Origin of the sequence: Vibrio misgurnus, assembly GCF_029635775.1 — a bacterium.
GTDB lineage: Bacteria > Pseudomonadota > Gammaproteobacteria > Enterobacterales > Vibrionaceae > Vibrio > Vibrio chanodichtyis.
Map to the genome: position 1 here is coordinate 140,185 of NZ_CP113242.1, position 16,462 is coordinate 156,646.

Annotated in this window: 15 protein-coding genes and 1 tRNA gene; 14 read left to right on the top strand and 2 right to left on the bottom strand. The window is 44.8% G+C overall.

Annotated elements, in window-relative coordinates; translation table 11 throughout:
- Positions 1–58: 58 nt before the first annotated feature.
- Positions 59–1,690 (bottom strand): ATP-dependent endonuclease, encoded by a 1,632-nt coding sequence (locus OOK74_RS12010; protein WP_274723003.1) that lies wholly within the window; start codon positions 1,688–1,690, stop codon positions 59–61.
- 288 nt (positions 1,691–1,978) lie between these two features.
- Here OOK74_RS12010 and OOK74_RS12015 point away from each other — a divergent pair, with 288 nt between their 5' ends.
- From OOK74_RS12015 to OOK74_RS12025, 3 genes are all read left to right on the top strand, one after another.
- Positions 1,979–3,721: a bifunctional metallophosphatase/5'-nucleotidase gene (locus OOK74_RS12015; RefSeq protein WP_278183459.1), complete on the top strand. Its 1,743-nt coding sequence runs from the start codon at positions 1,979–1,981 to the stop codon at positions 3,719–3,721.
- A gap of 526 nt (positions 3,722–4,247) precedes the next feature.
- Positions 4,248–5,201 carry a TerC/Alx family metal homeostasis membrane protein gene (locus OOK74_RS12020; RefSeq protein WP_274723001.1) on the top strand — a complete coding sequence of 318 codons (954 nt, stop codon included), beginning with the start codon at positions 4,248–4,250 and terminating at the stop codon, positions 5,199–5,201.
- A gap of 258 nt (positions 5,202–5,459) precedes the next feature.
- Positions 5,460–5,534 (top strand) — tRNA-Gly (locus OOK74_RS12025).
- A 211-nt stretch (positions 5,535–5,745) separates the two neighbouring features.
- Here OOK74_RS12025 and OOK74_RS12030 read toward each other — a convergent pair.
- Positions 5,746–6,984 carry a GGDEF domain-containing protein gene (locus OOK74_RS12030; RefSeq protein ID WP_274723000.1) on the bottom strand — a complete coding sequence of 413 codons (1,239 nt, stop codon included), beginning with the start codon at positions 6,982–6,984 and terminating at the stop codon, positions 5,746–5,748.
- Positions 6,985–7,286: 302 nt separating this feature from the next.
- On the opposite strand from OOK74_RS12030, the gene OOK74_RS12035 reads away from it, so the two are divergent.
- The 11 genes from OOK74_RS12035 to OOK74_RS12085 all read left to right on the top strand — a co-directional run bounded on the left by OOK74_RS12035 (position 7,287) and on the right by OOK74_RS12085 (position 16,416).
- The gene (locus OOK74_RS12035) at positions 7,287–7,661 is read left to right on the top strand and encodes a late competence development ComFB family protein (protein ID WP_274722999.1); all 375 of its coding nucleotides are present in this window, start codon (positions 7,287–7,289) and stop codon (positions 7,659–7,661) included.
- An 18-nt stretch (positions 7,662–7,679) separates the two neighbouring features.
- Complete coding sequence (locus OOK74_RS12040) at positions 7,680–7,958, top strand: HlyU family transcriptional regulator (protein ID WP_274722998.1); 279 nt, start codon at positions 7,680–7,682, stop codon at positions 7,956–7,958.
- 291 nt (positions 7,959–8,249) lie between these two features.
- Positions 8,250–9,788, top strand: a complete 1,539-nt coding sequence (locus OOK74_RS12045) for a Re/Si-specific NAD(P)(+) transhydrogenase subunit alpha (protein WP_278183460.1) — start codon at positions 8,250–8,252, stop codon at positions 9,786–9,788.
- A gap of 11 nt (positions 9,789–9,799) precedes the next feature.
- Complete coding sequence (gene pntB, locus OOK74_RS12050; protein ID WP_166015449.1) at positions 9,800–11,176, top strand: Re/Si-specific NAD(P)(+) transhydrogenase subunit beta; 1,377 nt, start codon at positions 9,800–9,802, stop codon at positions 11,174–11,176.
- 152 nt (positions 11,177–11,328) lie between these two features.
- Entirely contained in the window at positions 11,329–12,786 is a 1,458-nt protein-coding gene (gene vxrA, locus OOK74_RS12055; protein ID WP_319946307.1) for a sensor histidine kinase VxrA, read from the top strand.
- Positions 12,761–13,417 carry a response regulator transcription factor VxrB gene (gene vxrB, locus OOK74_RS12060; RefSeq protein WP_166015450.1) on the top strand — a complete coding sequence of 219 codons (657 nt, stop codon included), beginning with the start codon at positions 12,761–12,763 and terminating at the stop codon, positions 13,415–13,417. Before vxrA ends, vxrB begins: the two co-directional genes overlap by 26 nt.
- A gap of 2 nt (positions 13,418–13,419) precedes the next feature.
- Complete coding sequence (locus OOK74_RS12065; protein WP_278183461.1) at positions 13,420–14,304, top strand: DUF2861 family protein; 885 nt, start codon at positions 13,420–13,422, stop codon at positions 14,302–14,304.
- Positions 14,305–14,364: 60 nt separating this feature from the next.
- Positions 14,365–15,522 carry a conjugal transfer protein TraF gene (locus OOK74_RS12070; protein WP_278183462.1) on the top strand — a complete coding sequence of 386 codons (1,158 nt, stop codon included), beginning with the start codon at positions 14,365–14,367 and terminating at the stop codon, positions 15,520–15,522.
- 42 nt (positions 15,523–15,564) lie between these two features.
- Positions 15,565–15,726, top strand: coding sequence for a YoaH family protein (locus tag OOK74_RS12075; protein WP_274722994.1), 162 nt, complete (start codon positions 15,565–15,567; stop codon positions 15,724–15,726).
- Between the two features lie 12 nt (positions 15,727–15,738).
- Positions 15,739–16,185: a hotdog fold thioesterase gene (locus OOK74_RS12080; RefSeq protein WP_278183463.1), complete on the top strand. Its 447-nt coding sequence runs from the start codon at positions 15,739–15,741 to the stop codon at positions 16,183–16,185.
- On the top strand, positions 16,186–16,416 hold the full coding sequence (locus tag OOK74_RS12085) for a DUF3389 family protein (RefSeq protein WP_274722992.1): 231 nt from the start codon (positions 16,186–16,188) through the stop codon (positions 16,414–16,416). It begins immediately after the preceding gene.
- Positions 16,417–16,462 lie beyond the last annotated feature (46 nt).

Genomic DNA, 16,462 nt, shown 5'->3' on the forward strand with positions numbered 1-16,462 from the left:
CAAGCGAGCGTAAGGGGGATTATTTTCATGGTGTGATGGTTAACTGGCTGATGCGTGGTTAAGTATTACCGTTTGCCATGGTAATCACTCGCTTAAGTATCCAGCGTAGCAGTAGCGGAACAGACTCAATGCCATTGCTTTCACAATGTGAGGTGATGGCTAAGGCTAAATCCGGTTTAGCATGTTTTTTCAAAACTTTAGACACTACTTTTTTGGCCGGCATTAAATGATCAGGCGGGATCTTGGCCAACTGCTTAAAGAATGCTTCAAAGCCATGCGCATAGAGAAAGTGCTCAATGTCTCGATCGGGCAACTCCGTTAATCGGTGTCGCTCTTGATCATGCTTGAGCAACCCCCTTACGGTGGCGGAGTATTTTTTACCGGCTGGGTCGCCATCACTGACCACATGCCAATCAATTCCAAAGGCACGCGCCACTTTAATTAAAGATTTCAGTCCTGATTGAGCAAACTCGATAATTTGTACCCCTTCAGCGGCTAAGTTGTAGCCACACTGGCGGGCTAATTCATGGAATAGCCAAACCTCAGTTTCACCCTCCACCAATAACCAACAGCGTGCAAAAAGAGCGCCTGAGCGGTGGAAGCGAATATGAAAACCAATCCGGCGTAATTCATCGCGACTTAAACTGCGCTGTGAAACTCGGGTGGCGATGGTGCAATCAGACTTTCTGACCAAACGACGGATCGAATGCAACGGCACCGCCGCGAGCAAATCACTACTGTTGGTGGTGAGAATTTTCTGCATCGGCAGTAAATCAAAAAAATTCCACGCCCGAGCAAGGTGAGTCGGGTGTAAGCGACCCTCTGGGTCTTCAATAATTAAGATTGGTCGAGCGCAGCGGCGCAGCTCTTTTGGCCCTTTACCTTGCAGATAAGCATTGAGCAAACCAAGCAATAACAATTTGGTCGGCTTATTTTGAGTTTGATTGATGATTTGGCTTAAATTTTTCTCGCTTGATAAATGAGTGTAGAACAGGCTATCTCGCTCACGACGTGGATTTTTGCGTGTTTGACTTTTAAAAGAAAAATAGTGCTCAATCAAAGAATTCATCGCATTCAGACTGCTGTGAATTTCCCCTTTATTAACGTGCCCAGGACTGGCCATCAGCCTCCGCCAAGTATTGCTCAGCCGTTTTTCTACTCGCGCATTGCTGCCATTACTGGATTGAATGCCGCGTTCAAAGCGACGTGAATCTTTTAAGCGGATCACCGGATGTAAACTCATCAATTCTTGCGCAAGTTGTTCCGAGTGATGCAGCGCGAGCACATTGCCGGCTAAGTCGAGAAATGCGTATTGGGTTGTGATCTGATATTGGACGCGAGAGGCGGAGATCCGATAGATAATTTGCGGAATACCTTGTTGATTGGTTTGCCAAAGTGGCTTGAGTTTACGATAGCGTCCGGCTTGGGGCTCATGATTATCCAGCGCATTAAATATCAAAATGATCTGTAGATGTTGAGTCTGAGGATCGGCAACTGAATAATCAACATGAAAATCGGCTAGGGTGAATTGATATAAGGTACCATCGGTTGGCAATGCCACCGATAAGGCATCGAGTAAGGATGATTTACCCCAAGTATTTTCACCAATCAACGTCGTCACTTGATCAAAAGTCAATGATAGTCGGCGAATGCCACGGAAACCTGCAATTTCAATGCGTTCTAAATGCATAGGTGGCTCCTTTGCTACCTCAGCAAGATTGTTACCTCAGCAACAACAGCGGATAATTTTTTGACTCTATAATTTAAGAATAAAGGAAAAATTCAATCTAAGCAGGATGTTAACTGGATGATTTCCCGTTAAAGGTCACATTTTGCAGAGGAACTTTACCCTGCTATGCCAGATTAAAAATGTGATGCCAATAAACAAGCTTCACTAAAGTTTCAAGAAGGTTTCATAAAAGTCACGATTCTGTCATGATCAGCAAGCTAGGATTAGAGTGAATAACAGAGAACACGTATGCCTATCAGAATAAGCCATCAGCCAGCTTCGATCACGTTGGCACATATTAATGACACCCACTCCTACTTTGAGCCGACTTCATTACAACTGACGCTTGAGCATCAAACCGAAATTTTAAAACCTTTTGTCAGTGCAGGCGGATTTGCACGCATTGCCACCCGTGTTGCCCAGTTGCGTGATGATGCGCAGCGTATGCAGCGTGGATTCTTATTTTTGCATGCTGGTGATTGTTTTCAAGGGACCTTGTATTTTTCGCTGTTCAAAGGTCAGGCCAATGCGGACATGCTCAATGCCCTTAATCTGGATGCGATGGTGGTTGGTAACCATGAATTGGATTTAGGTAACCAGCCAGTCGCAGAATTTGCTCAGCAAATTCAATTTCCTCTATTGGCCGGGAATTGGGATTTATCACAAGAGCGGGCCAACAAAGCACCGAGCTTGGCAAACAACCCCAAGATATACAGCTATGATGCGCAGCAGGGCCATGCTCGTTGGATCGAAAAGAGCGTCAATGGTGAAAACATCGCTATTTTTGGTCTTTCGATCGATAAAATGGCCGACATTGCTAACCCAGATCCAGATACGCCGTTTGTCAATGCGCTTGCTACCGCCAAAGCAACGGTTGCGGCTATCCATCAGCAAGGGATCAATAAAATCATTCTGCTTAGCCATTTAGGTTATGACGGTGATATCGCGTTGGCTGAACAAGTGGACGGGATCAGTGTGATTGTCGGAGGGCACAGCCATGTATTACAGGGCGATTTTTCAGCCTTAGGCATTGCTAGCCAAGATCACTACGGGCGACGGGTCAATCAAACTTACATTGTGCAAGCGGGATTTTATGCGCTGATGCTCGGTCATTGCCAGATTGATTTTGCTGCGGATGGGCAAGTAACCCGATTCACTGGGCGCAATGAGCTGTTGCTTGGTCGCCGCATGTTTGTCGATGCCAGCATGAGCCAAGTGCAGTTAGATGAGAACTATCGTCAAGCACGTGATCAGGTTGATAATCACCCGAATGTGGTGGTGTGTAAAAAAGATCTTACGTTGCAAGCGCTGCTGCAGGACAAATATGTTGCTAAAGTGCGCCAACTCCAACAACAAATTATTGCCCACGCGGATCATGGTTTACGCCATATTCGCATCCCAGATGCACAAGGAGGAAGCCAGATTGCACCCTTGGTCGCCAAAGCATTTGCCCACGCTTTAAATAAACGTGGTTTAGATGTTCAGTTTGCGATCCATAACGCCGGAGGGGTACGAAATTCGATTTTACCGGGGGCCATTTCTGTGGCCGATGTGGCCGGAAAACTGTTGCCTTTTGCCGTACCAATTGGCGTTTACCAAGTGAGTGGACGGGTGATTGCTCAAGTATTAGAAGGGGCGATCAATAACGCTTTAAGTAATGGTGTGGTCGGTACCGGTTCAGGAAGTTACCCTTATTGTGATCGATTACGTTTCCAATATATTGCGGATAACCCACTCGGTGAGCGGATCACCAAACTACAAATCCAGCAAGCAGACAAGTGGCAACCGATTGATTTTAATCTTATGTACTGGGGGACATCATCGGCTTATACCATGAAAGGCAAAGAAGGCTACGATGCTTTGCTGGCGATGGAAGGCGAGGGAATAGTGACGCAAATTTCCATGGCTGATGCATTTATCGAACTATTAACCGACTGCCCAACACTCTTATCACTGGATACCAATACTATCTATGAATGTCCCCTGCAATAATAATCAAGTTGGCATATTGTTTGCTTCGTTACAGCGAGTTGCCGCTCACCTCTGATGGGCAAAACGGAGGGAATATGTTCAGTAAAGATTGGTTTGACGCATTAATGATGATGGTTTGGGTAGGGATATGGTCAGCATTGGTTTATTTGTTGCCTTTTGCTGGCGTTTAGCCACTGTATACATCTACTTATCTACTGGAATAGATAGACTGAAATTGTTCACATGTTGGGCTGGGGATGCTCCATGGTTATTTGCTAAAAGAGCCTCAAATGAGGCTCTTTTTTATGGATCTAGACAGTTTCTGAGCAGAGGCATAGAATGATTGAGTTTTGGGGAGTAGTCGCCTAAGGTTTATTTGTCGTCATCACGTTGGAATGAATTCAACCGGCAAATATAAGTGCTGAATCCGAGTTCAATACTTCGACGAGACCAACGCATTCAATGCCGCACTAAATGCGGTGATTATTAGTATGCGGAAGGTTTCGACACTCAATAATTGAGCGAAATCTTCCAACATGGAGTTAGCATGTCCCCAATCACTTATCTGGGCTTTGGCCTACTAACCTTAGCGCTGGTCGTCGTTGATATTTGGCAAACGCGCGGTGGTAATGTCACTATCAAAAAAGCCGCTATCTGGAGCTTATTTTGGTTTCTGTTAGCTTTTGTGTTTGCCGCCACCATTTATTATGGCTGGCAATGGTATGCCCCAACTAGCACTTATAGTGCGCAAAAAGCCACTATCTCCTTTATTACCGGTTATCTGCTTGAAAAATCATTGAGTGTCGATAACTTGTTCGTGTTTGCGATTATTTTCCATCAATATGCGGTACCTGACCATTTACGCCCTCGAGCTTTACTATGGGGGGTAGTTGGTGCTTTGGTGCTACGTGCGATTATGATTGCGGTTGGAGCTCAGTTACTTAGCCAATATCATTGGGTCTTATATGTGTTTGCACTGTTCTTGATTTGGACTGGGATCCAGCTTGCACGTGATAAAGGTGAAGAAACCATCAATCCATTGCCCGAGCGATTGATCCGCCGCTGGTTTAAAGTCACTGACCATTATCAAGGTAATGCACTGTTTACCAAGCAGCAAGGCAAGTGGTGGGTTACGCCGATGTTTATCGTGATTGGCGTGATTGCTTTTATGGATGTGATGTTTGCACTTGATTCAATTCCGGCAATTTTTGCGGTCACCCAAGAGCCGTTCTTAGTGTTGGCGGCCAACGTCTTTGCTTTGCTCGGATTGCGTTCACTCTATTTTGTACTACAAGGCATGATGGATAAGTTCTTCTACCTGAAACCAGCCTTGGCTTTCATCATGGTATTTATCGGGATCAAAATGATGTTAGTCGGATCAGAGTGGGCAATTCCTACCCCGGTTTCTTTATGCGTATTGCTGATCACCATGACGGTCGCGGTAATTGCCTCTTTACTGCGTGAGCGTAAAAAACAGATCACTTGTGATCAAAAAGGCTAGCTTCAATCTACAGTATCTCTCCTTAATAATGTGATTAGGGAGAGATCTTTATCACGGTGGACGGACATCTCGCGGATACAGTGCGGTTTAACCAAAAGGCTTACGATTGAAAAAACACGGCTCACTGCGTCAAGCTCAGCCCGCAGAGAGTGAAATGCAGATGGTTTTGCTCAAGAGATAAGCAAACAGTATGCGAATGATTAAAAAGGGGTTTTCTTTTTCGAAGAGTGTGGCATAGTAGCGGCGTCTCTTCGATGCGCGGGCATCGTATAATGGCTATTACCTCAGCCTTCCAAGCTGATGATGCGGGTTCGATTCCCGCTGCCCGCTCCAAGTCCCTATCACCTATCTATTCGTTCCTTAGCCGTTTATCTATTAAACCCATACTGTTTTTGTTACTGCTTATTTACAGCTATTTTGTCTTAGCTGGATTCGTTTGACGATAAACGCCAGAAATAGCGAGTACGCTCTTTTTTGTTTTTTTAAATCAAACACTTAAGGTATTGGATGATGTACTAGGGTATATTCATCAACTGGTTAATCATTAGCGTGCTAATTTTACGCAGTTACGACCGGCTTGCTTGGCATTATAGAGTGCGCCATCGGCTGCTTTGAGGGCTTCATTGGGGTCACGATGTTTTTCTGAGTCACAAACTCCAATACTGGCAGTTATCGTGACAATGTCACTGTTTGTTTTGCGGGAACGCTGTTTAGCCCCATCAGCATTGTTTTTCGGTCGTTTGCTTGGATTACGGATCACTAGCTCATAGGATTCAATATCTTGGCGTAACGCTTCAATAAAAGGCTGCACCTCTTTAGCCAATTTCCCCTTGTAAATGATCGAAAATTCTTCGCCACCGTAGCGATACACCCGAGCTTTACCACCTATCAGACGTAAACGTGCCGCAACCAGCTTTAACACATCATCGCCCGTATCATGACCGTAGGTGTCATTAAATTTTTTGAAGTGATCGACATCAAGCATAGCGACGGTAAATTTTCTTCCCATGTGCTTAAGATCTTGATCTAATGCTTGTCGGCCTGGGATCTGGGTCAGTGGATCGATGAAAGCCATTTCATGTCCAGCCGAGATCAGGTAAATCAGCAACAGCAAACCCGCCAGAGAAAACATGGTGGTAGAAATGTAAGCCACATGAAATAGTACAAATGCATTCATGGCTAACAGAATGGCGCTATAAACCACCGCATCCAGTAATTGATTACGCGTGAGTACTGAAATTGCGGCAATACCGGCTAAAGCAACCAAGTACCCGACCATAATCAGCGGTAAACGGGAAATTTGCGGTACCACAAAGAAGATATTTTCGGTCAAATTCAGATGATTTTTTTCGATAAGGTGTGACTGAGTTAGCCAAGCCCAAAAGATAAAAAGCAATAAAATCAATAAATAACTAGCAAAAGAGTGACTGAGTAATCCCGAATTTTTGTAGGCATAAGGTAAGAAACAAGCCACGGGTAGAAGCAGGCTTAACATGATCAATTCAAGCATAGTTGCGCTATTAGTTAACGGCGTTTGCAAACGAATTTGAATCAAAGCGTAGGCGACCAGCATAGTGACAGCCACCATCGCGATCCGACTTTGCTTAAAAATATGTGCCACAATTAGCGATACGAAGAAGAGTATGTAGGGGAGATTCATCGTCATGCCCAGATTGGACGTTATCACGACTTCCACATTATGGATGCAAAGCCATACCACAGCCAATAGCGACAACGGAAAACCAAAACGAAACCAAGGTGATGTGACAAAGCTAGAAGACATGAATTCCTGAGGTTCTAGAATGAATTAGTAATAATTCTACGATTAAAATCTGTCACCAAGGATACTTTGATTTCATGATTTTCCAAGCTTTTTAGGCAAGTTAAGTGATGAATACAGTGCTAATCAGCTCTTTTCATTATGAAATTTGCACTTGATTAAAGAAAAAGCCCCTTAAACTCGGCTATATTCATTCCAGTAGCGAGTGTTTTTCGGCATAGATCGCCGGTAGCCTACCGTAGCATGTCGATGAGTAATGATGTGGTAAGCGGAGCAGCGTTTAGGTATTTGGGTAGGAGATAATGATGCAATTGAGTGAAGATGTGCATAACTATATGGAAACCTTGGTTGGTCAAGTGCTCGGATTGCCAACATATTCGCAAGTTTATTCGCCAGATCAATTGGCAGATTTGGCTTGTTTGGCTTTAAGTCAACTTAGGCCAATTTATATTCGTCATGATATCGATTTTCTCGCAACATTACCTGAAGCCAAGCTGGTGATCCTTAAAGAGTATGCTCAGATTGCTGTTCAAGCGGCACAATCCATGATAATTAATGATCGGCGTCAGCAGCGCGATCATGACCTACCGGTAATTTTCACTCATGCGCGATTTGATGATGATGCCGAATTAGAGTGGTTTGAAGCTCCAATTGTGAATAACATTAAGCCCCGTCAATAAAATAAGGAACCCAACCCAATGGGATTATTTGCGCGCATTTTTGGAAAAACGAAACAAGCTAAATTACCCGAAATAGAGCCGATTGAGTACCAAGGGTTTCTCATCTATCCAGAGCCGATGGCTGAAAATGGTCAGTTTCGTGTCGCGGGTCGTATCACACAAGAGTTGCAGGGCGAATTAAAAACCCACCGTTTTATTCGTTCGGATCTGGTGGCGAGCAAAGCGGATGCGGAAGAGCTAATGCTCAAGAAAGCACAGCTTTTTATTGATCAAATGTCCGGTCAGATTTTTTCCTAATAAGCCTACATGTTGATAAAAGTCATGAATAGTTTAGGTTGTTCAGACCATGCTCAATCGCTTTTCAGCTCTGGCCGATGTAACTTACTGTTTTTATGTAATATCAACAGCACTGGTTTGACCTCTGCTGTGTGTGAAAATCGTTGTAATTATCTAACAGAGTTCACACAATTAGCCGCAACCTGGCATTAAAAGTAACCAAGCTTCGTAATTGAATTACAAACAACTTGCAGTTCATGCCATCGTCCGATAAAAACAGTTAATCATTGTGCCAATAGTCAAGGAACCGCTATGCAAATTGGTGTACCAAAAGAACAACTCGCCGGAGAAACGCGAGTGGCTGCCTCCCCATCCTCGGTGGAGCAGCTAATAAAATTAGGATTTGAGGTCTGTATCGAATCAAAAGCTGGCGTTTTGGCGAGTTTTGATGATGCCGCTTATGCTGCCGCCGGAGCGACGATCGTTTCAACGCAAGAGGTGTGGGCATGCCCATTGATCCTTAAAGTTAATGCACCTTTAGATGAAGAAATTGCCATTCTAAAACCAAACACTACGCTGATCAGTTTTATTTGGCCGGCACAAAATCCAGCGTTAATGGAAAAGCTGGCGAGCAAAAATATCAACGTGCTCGCAATGGACGCCGTGCCGCGTATTTCTCGCGCTCAAGCATTGGATGCGTTGTCTTCTATGGCCAATATTGCCGGCTATCGCGCGGTTGTTGAAGCAGCCCATGAGTTTGGCCGTTTCTTTACTGGTCAAATCACGGCGGCTGGTAAAGTGCCACCGGCGAAAGTGTTTGTGGCTGGCGCAGGTGTGGCTGGTTTAGCGGCGATTGGCGCGGCGGGTAGTCTAGGGGCGATTGTTCGTGCATTTGACGTGCGCCCTGAAGTGAAAGAGCAAGTACAATCGATGGGCGCTGAATTTTTGGAAGTCAATTTCCAAGAAACCGCAGGCTCTGGTGATGGCTATGCCAAAGAGATGTCGGATGAGTTTAACCGTAAAGCGGCTGAACTTTATGCTGCTCAAGCGAAAGACGTCGATATTATTATCACTACCGCATTGATCCCAGGTAAACCAGCACCAACGCTGATCACTAAAGCGATGGTCGACAGTATGAAAGCGGGAAGTGTGATTGTCGATTTGGCCGCTGCTAACGGTGGTAACTGTGAATATACCGTGAAAGATCAGGTGATCACGACCGCTAATGGCGTCAAAGTGATTGGTTACACTGACATGGTTGGGCGCTTGCCAACTCAATCTTCACAACTGTATGCCACCAACTTAGTTAACCTGCTCAAACTGCTGTGCAAAGAAAAAGATGGCAACATTGAGATTAATTTTGACGATGTGGTGTTGCGTGGCGTCACGGTGATTAAACAAGGTGAAGTGACTTGGCCAGCACCGCCAATTCAAGTTTCTGCTCAGCCTCAGCAAAAAGTTAAACAACAACCGGTCGAAGCTCAGAAAAAAGAGCCTGAGCCAACCTCACCAATCAAAAAACTGGCTGGTTTTGCGCTGGGTGTCGGTCTATTTGGCTGGGTTGCCTCGGTTGCACCGGCGGCTTTTCTTGGCCATTTCACCGTATTTATCCTTGCGTGTGTCGTCGGTTACTACGTGGTGTGGAACGTTACTCATGCACTGCATACACCTTTGATGTCAGTCACTAACGCCATCTCCGGTATTATTGTGGTTGGTGCGTTACTACAAATTGGGCAAGGCAGTGGGATTGTCACCGTGTTAGCCTTTATCGCTATTTTAATTGCAAGCATTAACATTTTTGGTGGCTTTACTGTCACTAAACGTATGCTTGAAATGTTCCGTAGAAACTAAAGGAGTACATAATGTCTGCAGGATTAGTACAAGCAGCGTACATTGTTGCTGCTTTATTTTTCATCATGAGTTTGGCGGGGCTGTCTAAGCAAGAATCCGCGCGCATGGGTAACTATTATGGTATTGCCGGTATGGCAATTGCCTTACTGGCGACAATTTTTAGCCCTAGTGCGCAAGGTATTGCTTGGGTATTACTGGCGATGGTGATCGGTGGTGGGATTGGTATCCACTACGCTAAAAAAGTTGAAATGACCGAAATGCCTGAGTTGGTAGCGATACTGCACAGCTTTGTGGGTATGGCGGCAGTATTGGTGGGCTTTAACAGCTATATCGATGCACCACAAGCGGCAACTCACGCCGAACATGTGATCCATTTGGTCGAGGTCTTTTTAGGGATCTTCATTGGTGCGGTGACATTTACTGGTTCGATTGTCGCGTTTGGCAAACTGCGTGGCATCATTAAATCCACCCCATTGAACCTGCCACACAAACATAAATTGAATTTGGCTGCATTAGTGATCTCTGCTCTGCTGCTGGTGCACTTTGTCAATGTCGATGGCAGCATTATGGCACTACTGGTGATGACGTTAATCGCCTTTGCGTTCGGTTATCATTTAGTGGCCTCAATTGGTGGGGCGGATATGCCAGTAGTGGTTTCCATGCTTAACTCCTATTCAGGATGGGCAGCGGCAGCCGCTGGTTTTATGCTGGCCAACGATCTGTTGATTGTGACGGGTGCGCTGGTTGGTTCTTCTGGTGCGATTTTGTCTTACATTATGTGTAAAGCGATGAACCGCTCTTTCATCAGCGTGATTGCGGGCGGCTTTGGCCAAGAAGTGGTGATCAGCAGTGATGAAGAGCAAGGTGAACATCGTGAAACCAGTGCGGAAGAAGTCGCAGACATGTTGAAAAACTCCAAATCGGTGATCATTACTCCTGGATATGGCATGGCGGTTGCGCAAGCACAATATCCAGTTTACGAAATCACTGAAAAGCTGCGTGCACAAGGCATCACAGTTCGTTTTGGCATCCATCCGGTTGCCGGCCGCTTACCTGGTCATATGAACGTACTGTTAGCGGAAGCTAAAGTACCGTACGACATCGTATTGGAAATGGATGAAATCAACGATGATTTCCCAGCCACCGATACCGTATTGGTGATCGGTGCCAATGATACGGTTAACCCAGCGGCACTCGAGGATCCAAACAGCCCGATTGCCGGTATGCCAGTATTGGAAGTGTGGAATGCGAAAAATGTCATCGTGTTCAAACGTTCGATGAATACCGGCTATGCTGGGGTGCAAAATCCACTGTTCTTTAAAGAGAACACCATGATGTTGTTTGGTGATGCGAAAGAGAGTGTCGACGCAATAGCTAAGGCACTATAAGTTTCACACACACCATCGAATCGAGAAGCCAGCATTATGCTGGCTTCTTTGTCTTTGTGTTGATCATTATTGACATCAATATAACACTCTAATATCGCTTTATCCGATAATGCGTTATAGTTTTTGCATACCAAGTCAAACAGCATTATCCCTTGATAAAAGCGTTTATTGTTACATTGGCAAGTTTACACTTAGCCATTTTACCCAGCACCGTTTATGCCGATTCGCTCCCTGAGCGCATCGATCTTTTTGTGTCGCTGTTTGATTATCATGCGGCCATCACATCTTATGATATTCGTTCGATTCAAACGGATTTTCCCACTCGCTTGTTGACGCCCGATAGTATGTTACCGCAGACCTCTGAGTATCCACTGAAAGATATTCAGCAACTGTACAAATTAGCACAAAATTGCACCGGAAAGTTGCCGCTCAGTCCACTGATCACTGAGCCTTTAGTTTTTACTCGTTCGTTATGTAAAGGCTCCAGTCTTTCTCCTCGTTGGTTTGCACGCAGTGGCCTTATTCATCCTGGAGGGGGGAGCTATGCCGTTCGTTATGCTGAAAAATACCCGGCTCAATTTGATAAACTACAGCCTTATATGCATATTCAAGAGCGCCCCAAAGCGGTAGAGGGGAGCTTGCTGTATCATTTACAAAATATGAGTGAAGACTCGATCAATGCTTTGATTAGCGGCGCATCAATGTTTGGTGTTGGTGATCAATTATGGTTGCGAAAAGGCGATATTTATTACTTATTTAATGAGGAGACTTGGTTAAGTAATACCAATAAAGCCGGATTAAGCTATAGCCTGATCTCGGCGGAAAATACCTGTTTTATTCAGCGCGGCAATTTATGCTGGGATGTCGAAGATCATTCAGTGCTACTGCGTACCAGTATGATTATTTTGGTGCTGGCCAATATTTTGTTGGTGCTTGGCTGGTCAATTTATCGCTGGAATTACAAACGGCAAGAAATGCGCAGCCGTATGCTGATTTTACAGATTTTAACTCATGAATTACGTACCCCGATCGCGAGTTTATCGCTGACCGTGGAAGGATTTCGTCGTGAATTTGAGCAGTTACCAGAGTCTCTGTACGATGAGTTTCGCCGCTTATGTGAAGACACCCGACGATTACGCCAACTGGCTGAAGCCAGCAAAGACTATTTGCAGTCCGACAGTCAACCTTTAGCTTCAGATTGGGTTCCTTCGGTTGAGGAATGGTTGCAGTATAAAGTTGAGGAAGAATTTAGCGGCAGCGTTACTTTAAAGATTAATCAAGATGTTGCAGCTAAACTCAATGTGTATTGGCTCGGTGCATGTATGGATAATTTACTGCGTAATGCGGTCAAATATGGCGTAGCACCTGTGACTTTAGAAGTCATCACTCAAACTCATTCAGTCACCTTTAAAGTGACTGATCAAGGCTCGCTAACGCACCGGGATTGGCGTCATTTGCGCAAACCGTTTGTCAGTAAAAGCGGCTTAGGACTCGGTTTGACGATTGTCGAATCAATGGTGGAACGGATGGGGGGCAAAATGTCACTCGAAGGTCCGCCGACTACCTTTATTTTGGAGATACCTTGTGAAACAGACACTGCTTCTCGTTGAAGATGATAAAAACCTCGCAGATGGTCTATTGGTTAGTTTAGAGCAAGCCGGTTATGACTGTTTACACGCAGAAACCATCGCCGATGTGAAACCGCATTGGAACAAAGCCGATCTGGTGATCCTTGATCGCCAATTACCGGATGGTGATTCAGTTCAACATTTACGGGATTGGAAAAAAATCAAAGACATTCCCGTCATTCTACTGACGGCTTTAGTGACAGTGAAAGATAAAGTAACCGGGCTTGATGCTGGAGCGAATGACTATCTCACTAAGCCTTTTGCAGAAGCCGAATTATTTGCACGTATTCGAGCCCAATTGCGTTCACCAGATAATGGGCAAGATGATAGCAAAGTGGTGACCGCCAACTTAATGATTGATAAGGCGACTCGCGAGGTCCTATTTAATGGTGAATTGATTACTTTGACGCGTACCGAATTTGATCTGTTGCTATTTTTAGCCAGTAATTTAGGACGAGTGTTTACTCGTGACGAATTGTTAGATCATGTTTGGGGTTATAACCATTTTCCAACCACGCGCACGGTCGATACTCACGTTTTACAGTTGCGCCAAAAACTACCGGGGTTAGAGATCGAAACACTGCGTGGTGTTGGCTATAAAATGAAAGCTTAACCATGTTTCGAGTGAACACTCTATTACTGCTAACCGGCGTGTTCTTGAGCACGCCGGTTGTGGCGAATGTTACCCGCTGGTTTGAAAAAAACACGCCACTAACTCAAGCCCATCAACATTTATTAAATAATGATCTGGAAAATATGTTCAGCTCATTGGTTGAAGTATGGCAGCTTGAGAAAAATAAAAATTTACCAACACATTTGAATAACTTATTAATTCAATCACTCAGTGTTGATTGTGGTCGAGGGCTGGATAACAAGCCTTTTCCAGAATGGATTCAAGGAATTACCATCAGAAGAGTGGATGTACAAAGTCCAGGCCGAGATGCCTATCAGGTCGCGATTGAGACGAAGACCAAAGTGCCAATCGTTGATATCCGCTTGATGAAATGGGTTGATAAAGTGGTTTCAACCGATAGTTCCTTGATTAATCGTAGTGACAGCGTCACATCAGCCAATTATACCTATTCCCGTCGTTATAATTTGAGCAATCCGCTTGGCGCAGGATTATATCGCATCGATATTACGGCCGCTGATCAGTCATCATGGAGTGCTTGGGTTATTTTAGGCGATATCATTGCCAAACAAGTGGTACGTTGGACCTCAAAAGATGAGTGGCAAATTCAAAAGAATCAACTGCTTAATCCACATTGCCCATTGCCTAAATTATCCATTTCTGTTTTTGACCATATTGATGGTAGTTATAAGCAGATTTGGAATCAGAGCTATGAATCCGATTACCCCACCAATTTAGAGAATGTTTCATTACCCTCTGATCGTTACATTGTAACGGTATCCATGATCCAGCAACGTTGGCAAGGTCCGATTGCGATTGAGCAATCTCAAGTTATTAGTAAAACGTACGATGTTAATGTAGAGGAATAGCTGAAGATATTGGAGAATATGCCGCTATAGAATAAAAAGACGAATAGGCGCGTTATTTCCATGAAAAAAATTAATCTGGCGGTGGGTTGTTCATTAGTTTTTCTTTCTCCCGTGGTTATTGCTGCTAATTATGCGATTGAAGCTCGTGGTGATGCCATGGGCGGGGTTGGCGTGGTGTCCGGTAATTTTTTAACCGGGCCATTTTATAACCCTGCGCTAGTGGCTATTTATCGCCGTAATGATGACGTAGGTATGATCCTGCCTAGCATTGGCTTGTCGTATAACGACCCTAATGATCTGGTGAATGATTTAGACAAAGTGTCGGATATTATTAAGAACAAAAATCCGAATGATCTTGATGAGCTAAATCGTACTTTAACTTCAATGCAAGGCAGTGTGCTGAATGTTGAGCTGGGTGGAGTGGTGGCGTTTGCCATTCCGAACCAATTCATTTCTGCCAATGTGTTTGGTAAAGCTTATACCGAATCGTTTGCCGCTCCCATTATAGATAGCTCATGTGCGGATCCCGGCTTTAGCTGTCAGTTGGCTCGTGCCGAGGCGAGTTCAATTCATGCCGTATCGGTTGGTGTCACTGAACTGGGGATCACGCTGGCTAAATATCAGACTTTCCTTGGCCAACATATGGCGTTTGGTATCAGCCCTAAGTTGCAGCGTGTCTACACTTATGTGTATGAAGCCAGTCTAGATAACTATGACATCAAAGATCTGCGCGACAATGGCACCGGTGAAACCATGTTCAATATCGATGCGGGTGCATTGTGGTTTTATGGCCCGTTTCGCGTTGGCCTTGCGGCAAATAACTTAATTGCCCGTGAAATTACCACCAAAACCATTACTTCAGCCTCTGGTAAGTCAATTGCATACACTTATGACATGAAGCCACAATACACAATTGGTGCGGGGATTGTGGCAGACTACTTTACACTCAGTGTTGATTACGATCTCAACGAAGATCAGCGCTACAAAAATTTTCAAGATAATACGCAAATGATCCGCATTGGCGGTGAAATTGACCTGATGCGCCAGCTAAAACTGCGGGCTGGCTACAATAAAAACCTTGCCTATGATAATAGCGAAGGAACCTTGACCGCAGGGGTCGGTTTATCGCCACTGAATCTTTTCCAATTGGATATTGGCGCCAGTTATACCAATGAAAACGCGATGGGGGCTTACGTTAACTTCCTTGCCAGTTACTAAGCATCTCTTTATAGTATGGCTCCCTGCTGAGGAGCCTATTTTATGTTTGATGATCTACCCACGTTAACCCATGCTGAGCAGCAAGCCGCCGTTGAACAGATCCAACAATTAATGGCGCAAGGTATCAGTACCGCCGAAGCCATAAAAATAATCGCACAGCAAATTCGTCACCAAAAAGCCCATCAACCTGCAACCGATGATTAAATAGGAAGCGGTATGACCATTTGGAAAAAACCGATCAGCTTAGAAGTACTGAATGCTACTTCAAAACATACCCTGATTGAGCATCTCAATATTGTGTATAGCGAGCTAACCGAGCAGAGTCTTTCCGCTACCATGCCTGTGTGTCATTTTACCCATCAGCCATTAGGCATGTTGCACGGTGGCGCTTCAGTGGTATTAGCCGAAACCTTAGGATCGATTGCCGCCAATTTCAGTGTCGGGCAGGAGGCTTATTGCGTTGGATTAGATATCAATGCCAACCATATACGCGCGATGCGTGAGGGGATAGTGACTGGCACGGCAACTCCGCTGCATATCGGGATCTCCACTCAAGTGTGGCAAATTGAGATCAAAGATCAGCAAGGTCGATTAATTTGTATCAGCCGCCTGACTGTGGCGGTAAAACGCTCTCGTCCACAATCCACAATGACAGAGGCTTAAGTGGTTATTCAATTTAGTGGCGGAAAAATCATTCTCTCTGTACATGAAGTTGTGGTGCGACTTGATCGTCACTCGGTAACTTTACAAGCTCACGCTGATGCCATCACCTTGATGGGCAAGGGCGCAAATGTCATGATCGCCAATGGTAGTGAAAGCAAGTGGTCGATCAAACTCGATGATGAAATTCAACTGCGGTCGATTGCGGATATGCTCGCTTGTGACGTGCTTTAAAAGTTTGTGTACTCAACTTGCTCCAATGTCGAAAAATAGGGAAACT

Excerpts from the sequence above, each read along its gene's own strand:
- OOK74_RS12035 (WP_274722999.1), top strand. The coding sequence starts at position 7,287 with ATGCAATTGAGTGAAGATGTGCATAACTATATGGAAACCTTGGTTGGT.
- OOK74_RS12030 (WP_274723000.1), bottom strand. The coding sequence starts at position 6,984 with ATGTCTTCTAGCTTTGTCACATCACCTTGGTTTCGTTTTGGTTTTCCG.
- OOK74_RS12045 (WP_278183460.1), top strand. The coding sequence starts at position 8,250 with ATGCAAATTGGTGTACCAAAAGAACAACTCGCCGGAGAAACGCGAGTG.
- OOK74_RS12070 (WP_278183462.1), top strand. The coding sequence starts at position 14,365 with ATGAAAAAAATTAATCTGGCGGTGGGTTGTTCATTAGTTTTTCTTTCT.
- OOK74_RS12015 (WP_278183459.1), top strand. The coding sequence starts at position 1,979 with ATGCCTATCAGAATAAGCCATCAGCCAGCTTCGATCACGTTGGCACAT.
- OOK74_RS12020 (WP_274723001.1), top strand. The coding sequence starts at position 4,248 with ATGTCCCCAATCACTTATCTGGGCTTTGGCCTACTAACCTTAGCGCTG.
- OOK74_RS12075 (WP_274722994.1), top strand. The coding sequence starts at position 15,565 with ATGTTTGATGATCTACCCACGTTAACCCATGCTGAGCAGCAAGCCGCC.
- pntB (WP_166015449.1), top strand. The coding sequence starts at position 9,800 with ATGTCTGCAGGATTAGTACAAGCAGCGTACATTGTTGCTGCTTTATTT.
- OOK74_RS12080 (WP_278183463.1), top strand. The coding sequence starts at position 15,739 with ATGACCATTTGGAAAAAACCGATCAGCTTAGAAGTACTGAATGCTACT.
- OOK74_RS12065 (WP_278183461.1), top strand. The coding sequence starts at position 13,420 with ATGTTTCGAGTGAACACTCTATTACTGCTAACCGGCGTGTTCTTGAGC.
- OOK74_RS12040 (WP_274722998.1), top strand. The coding sequence starts at position 7,680 with ATGGGATTATTTGCGCGCATTTTTGGAAAAACGAAACAAGCTAAATTA.
- OOK74_RS12010 (WP_274723003.1), bottom strand. The coding sequence starts at position 1,690 with ATGCATTTAGAACGCATTGAAATTGCAGGTTTCCGTGGCATTCGCCGA.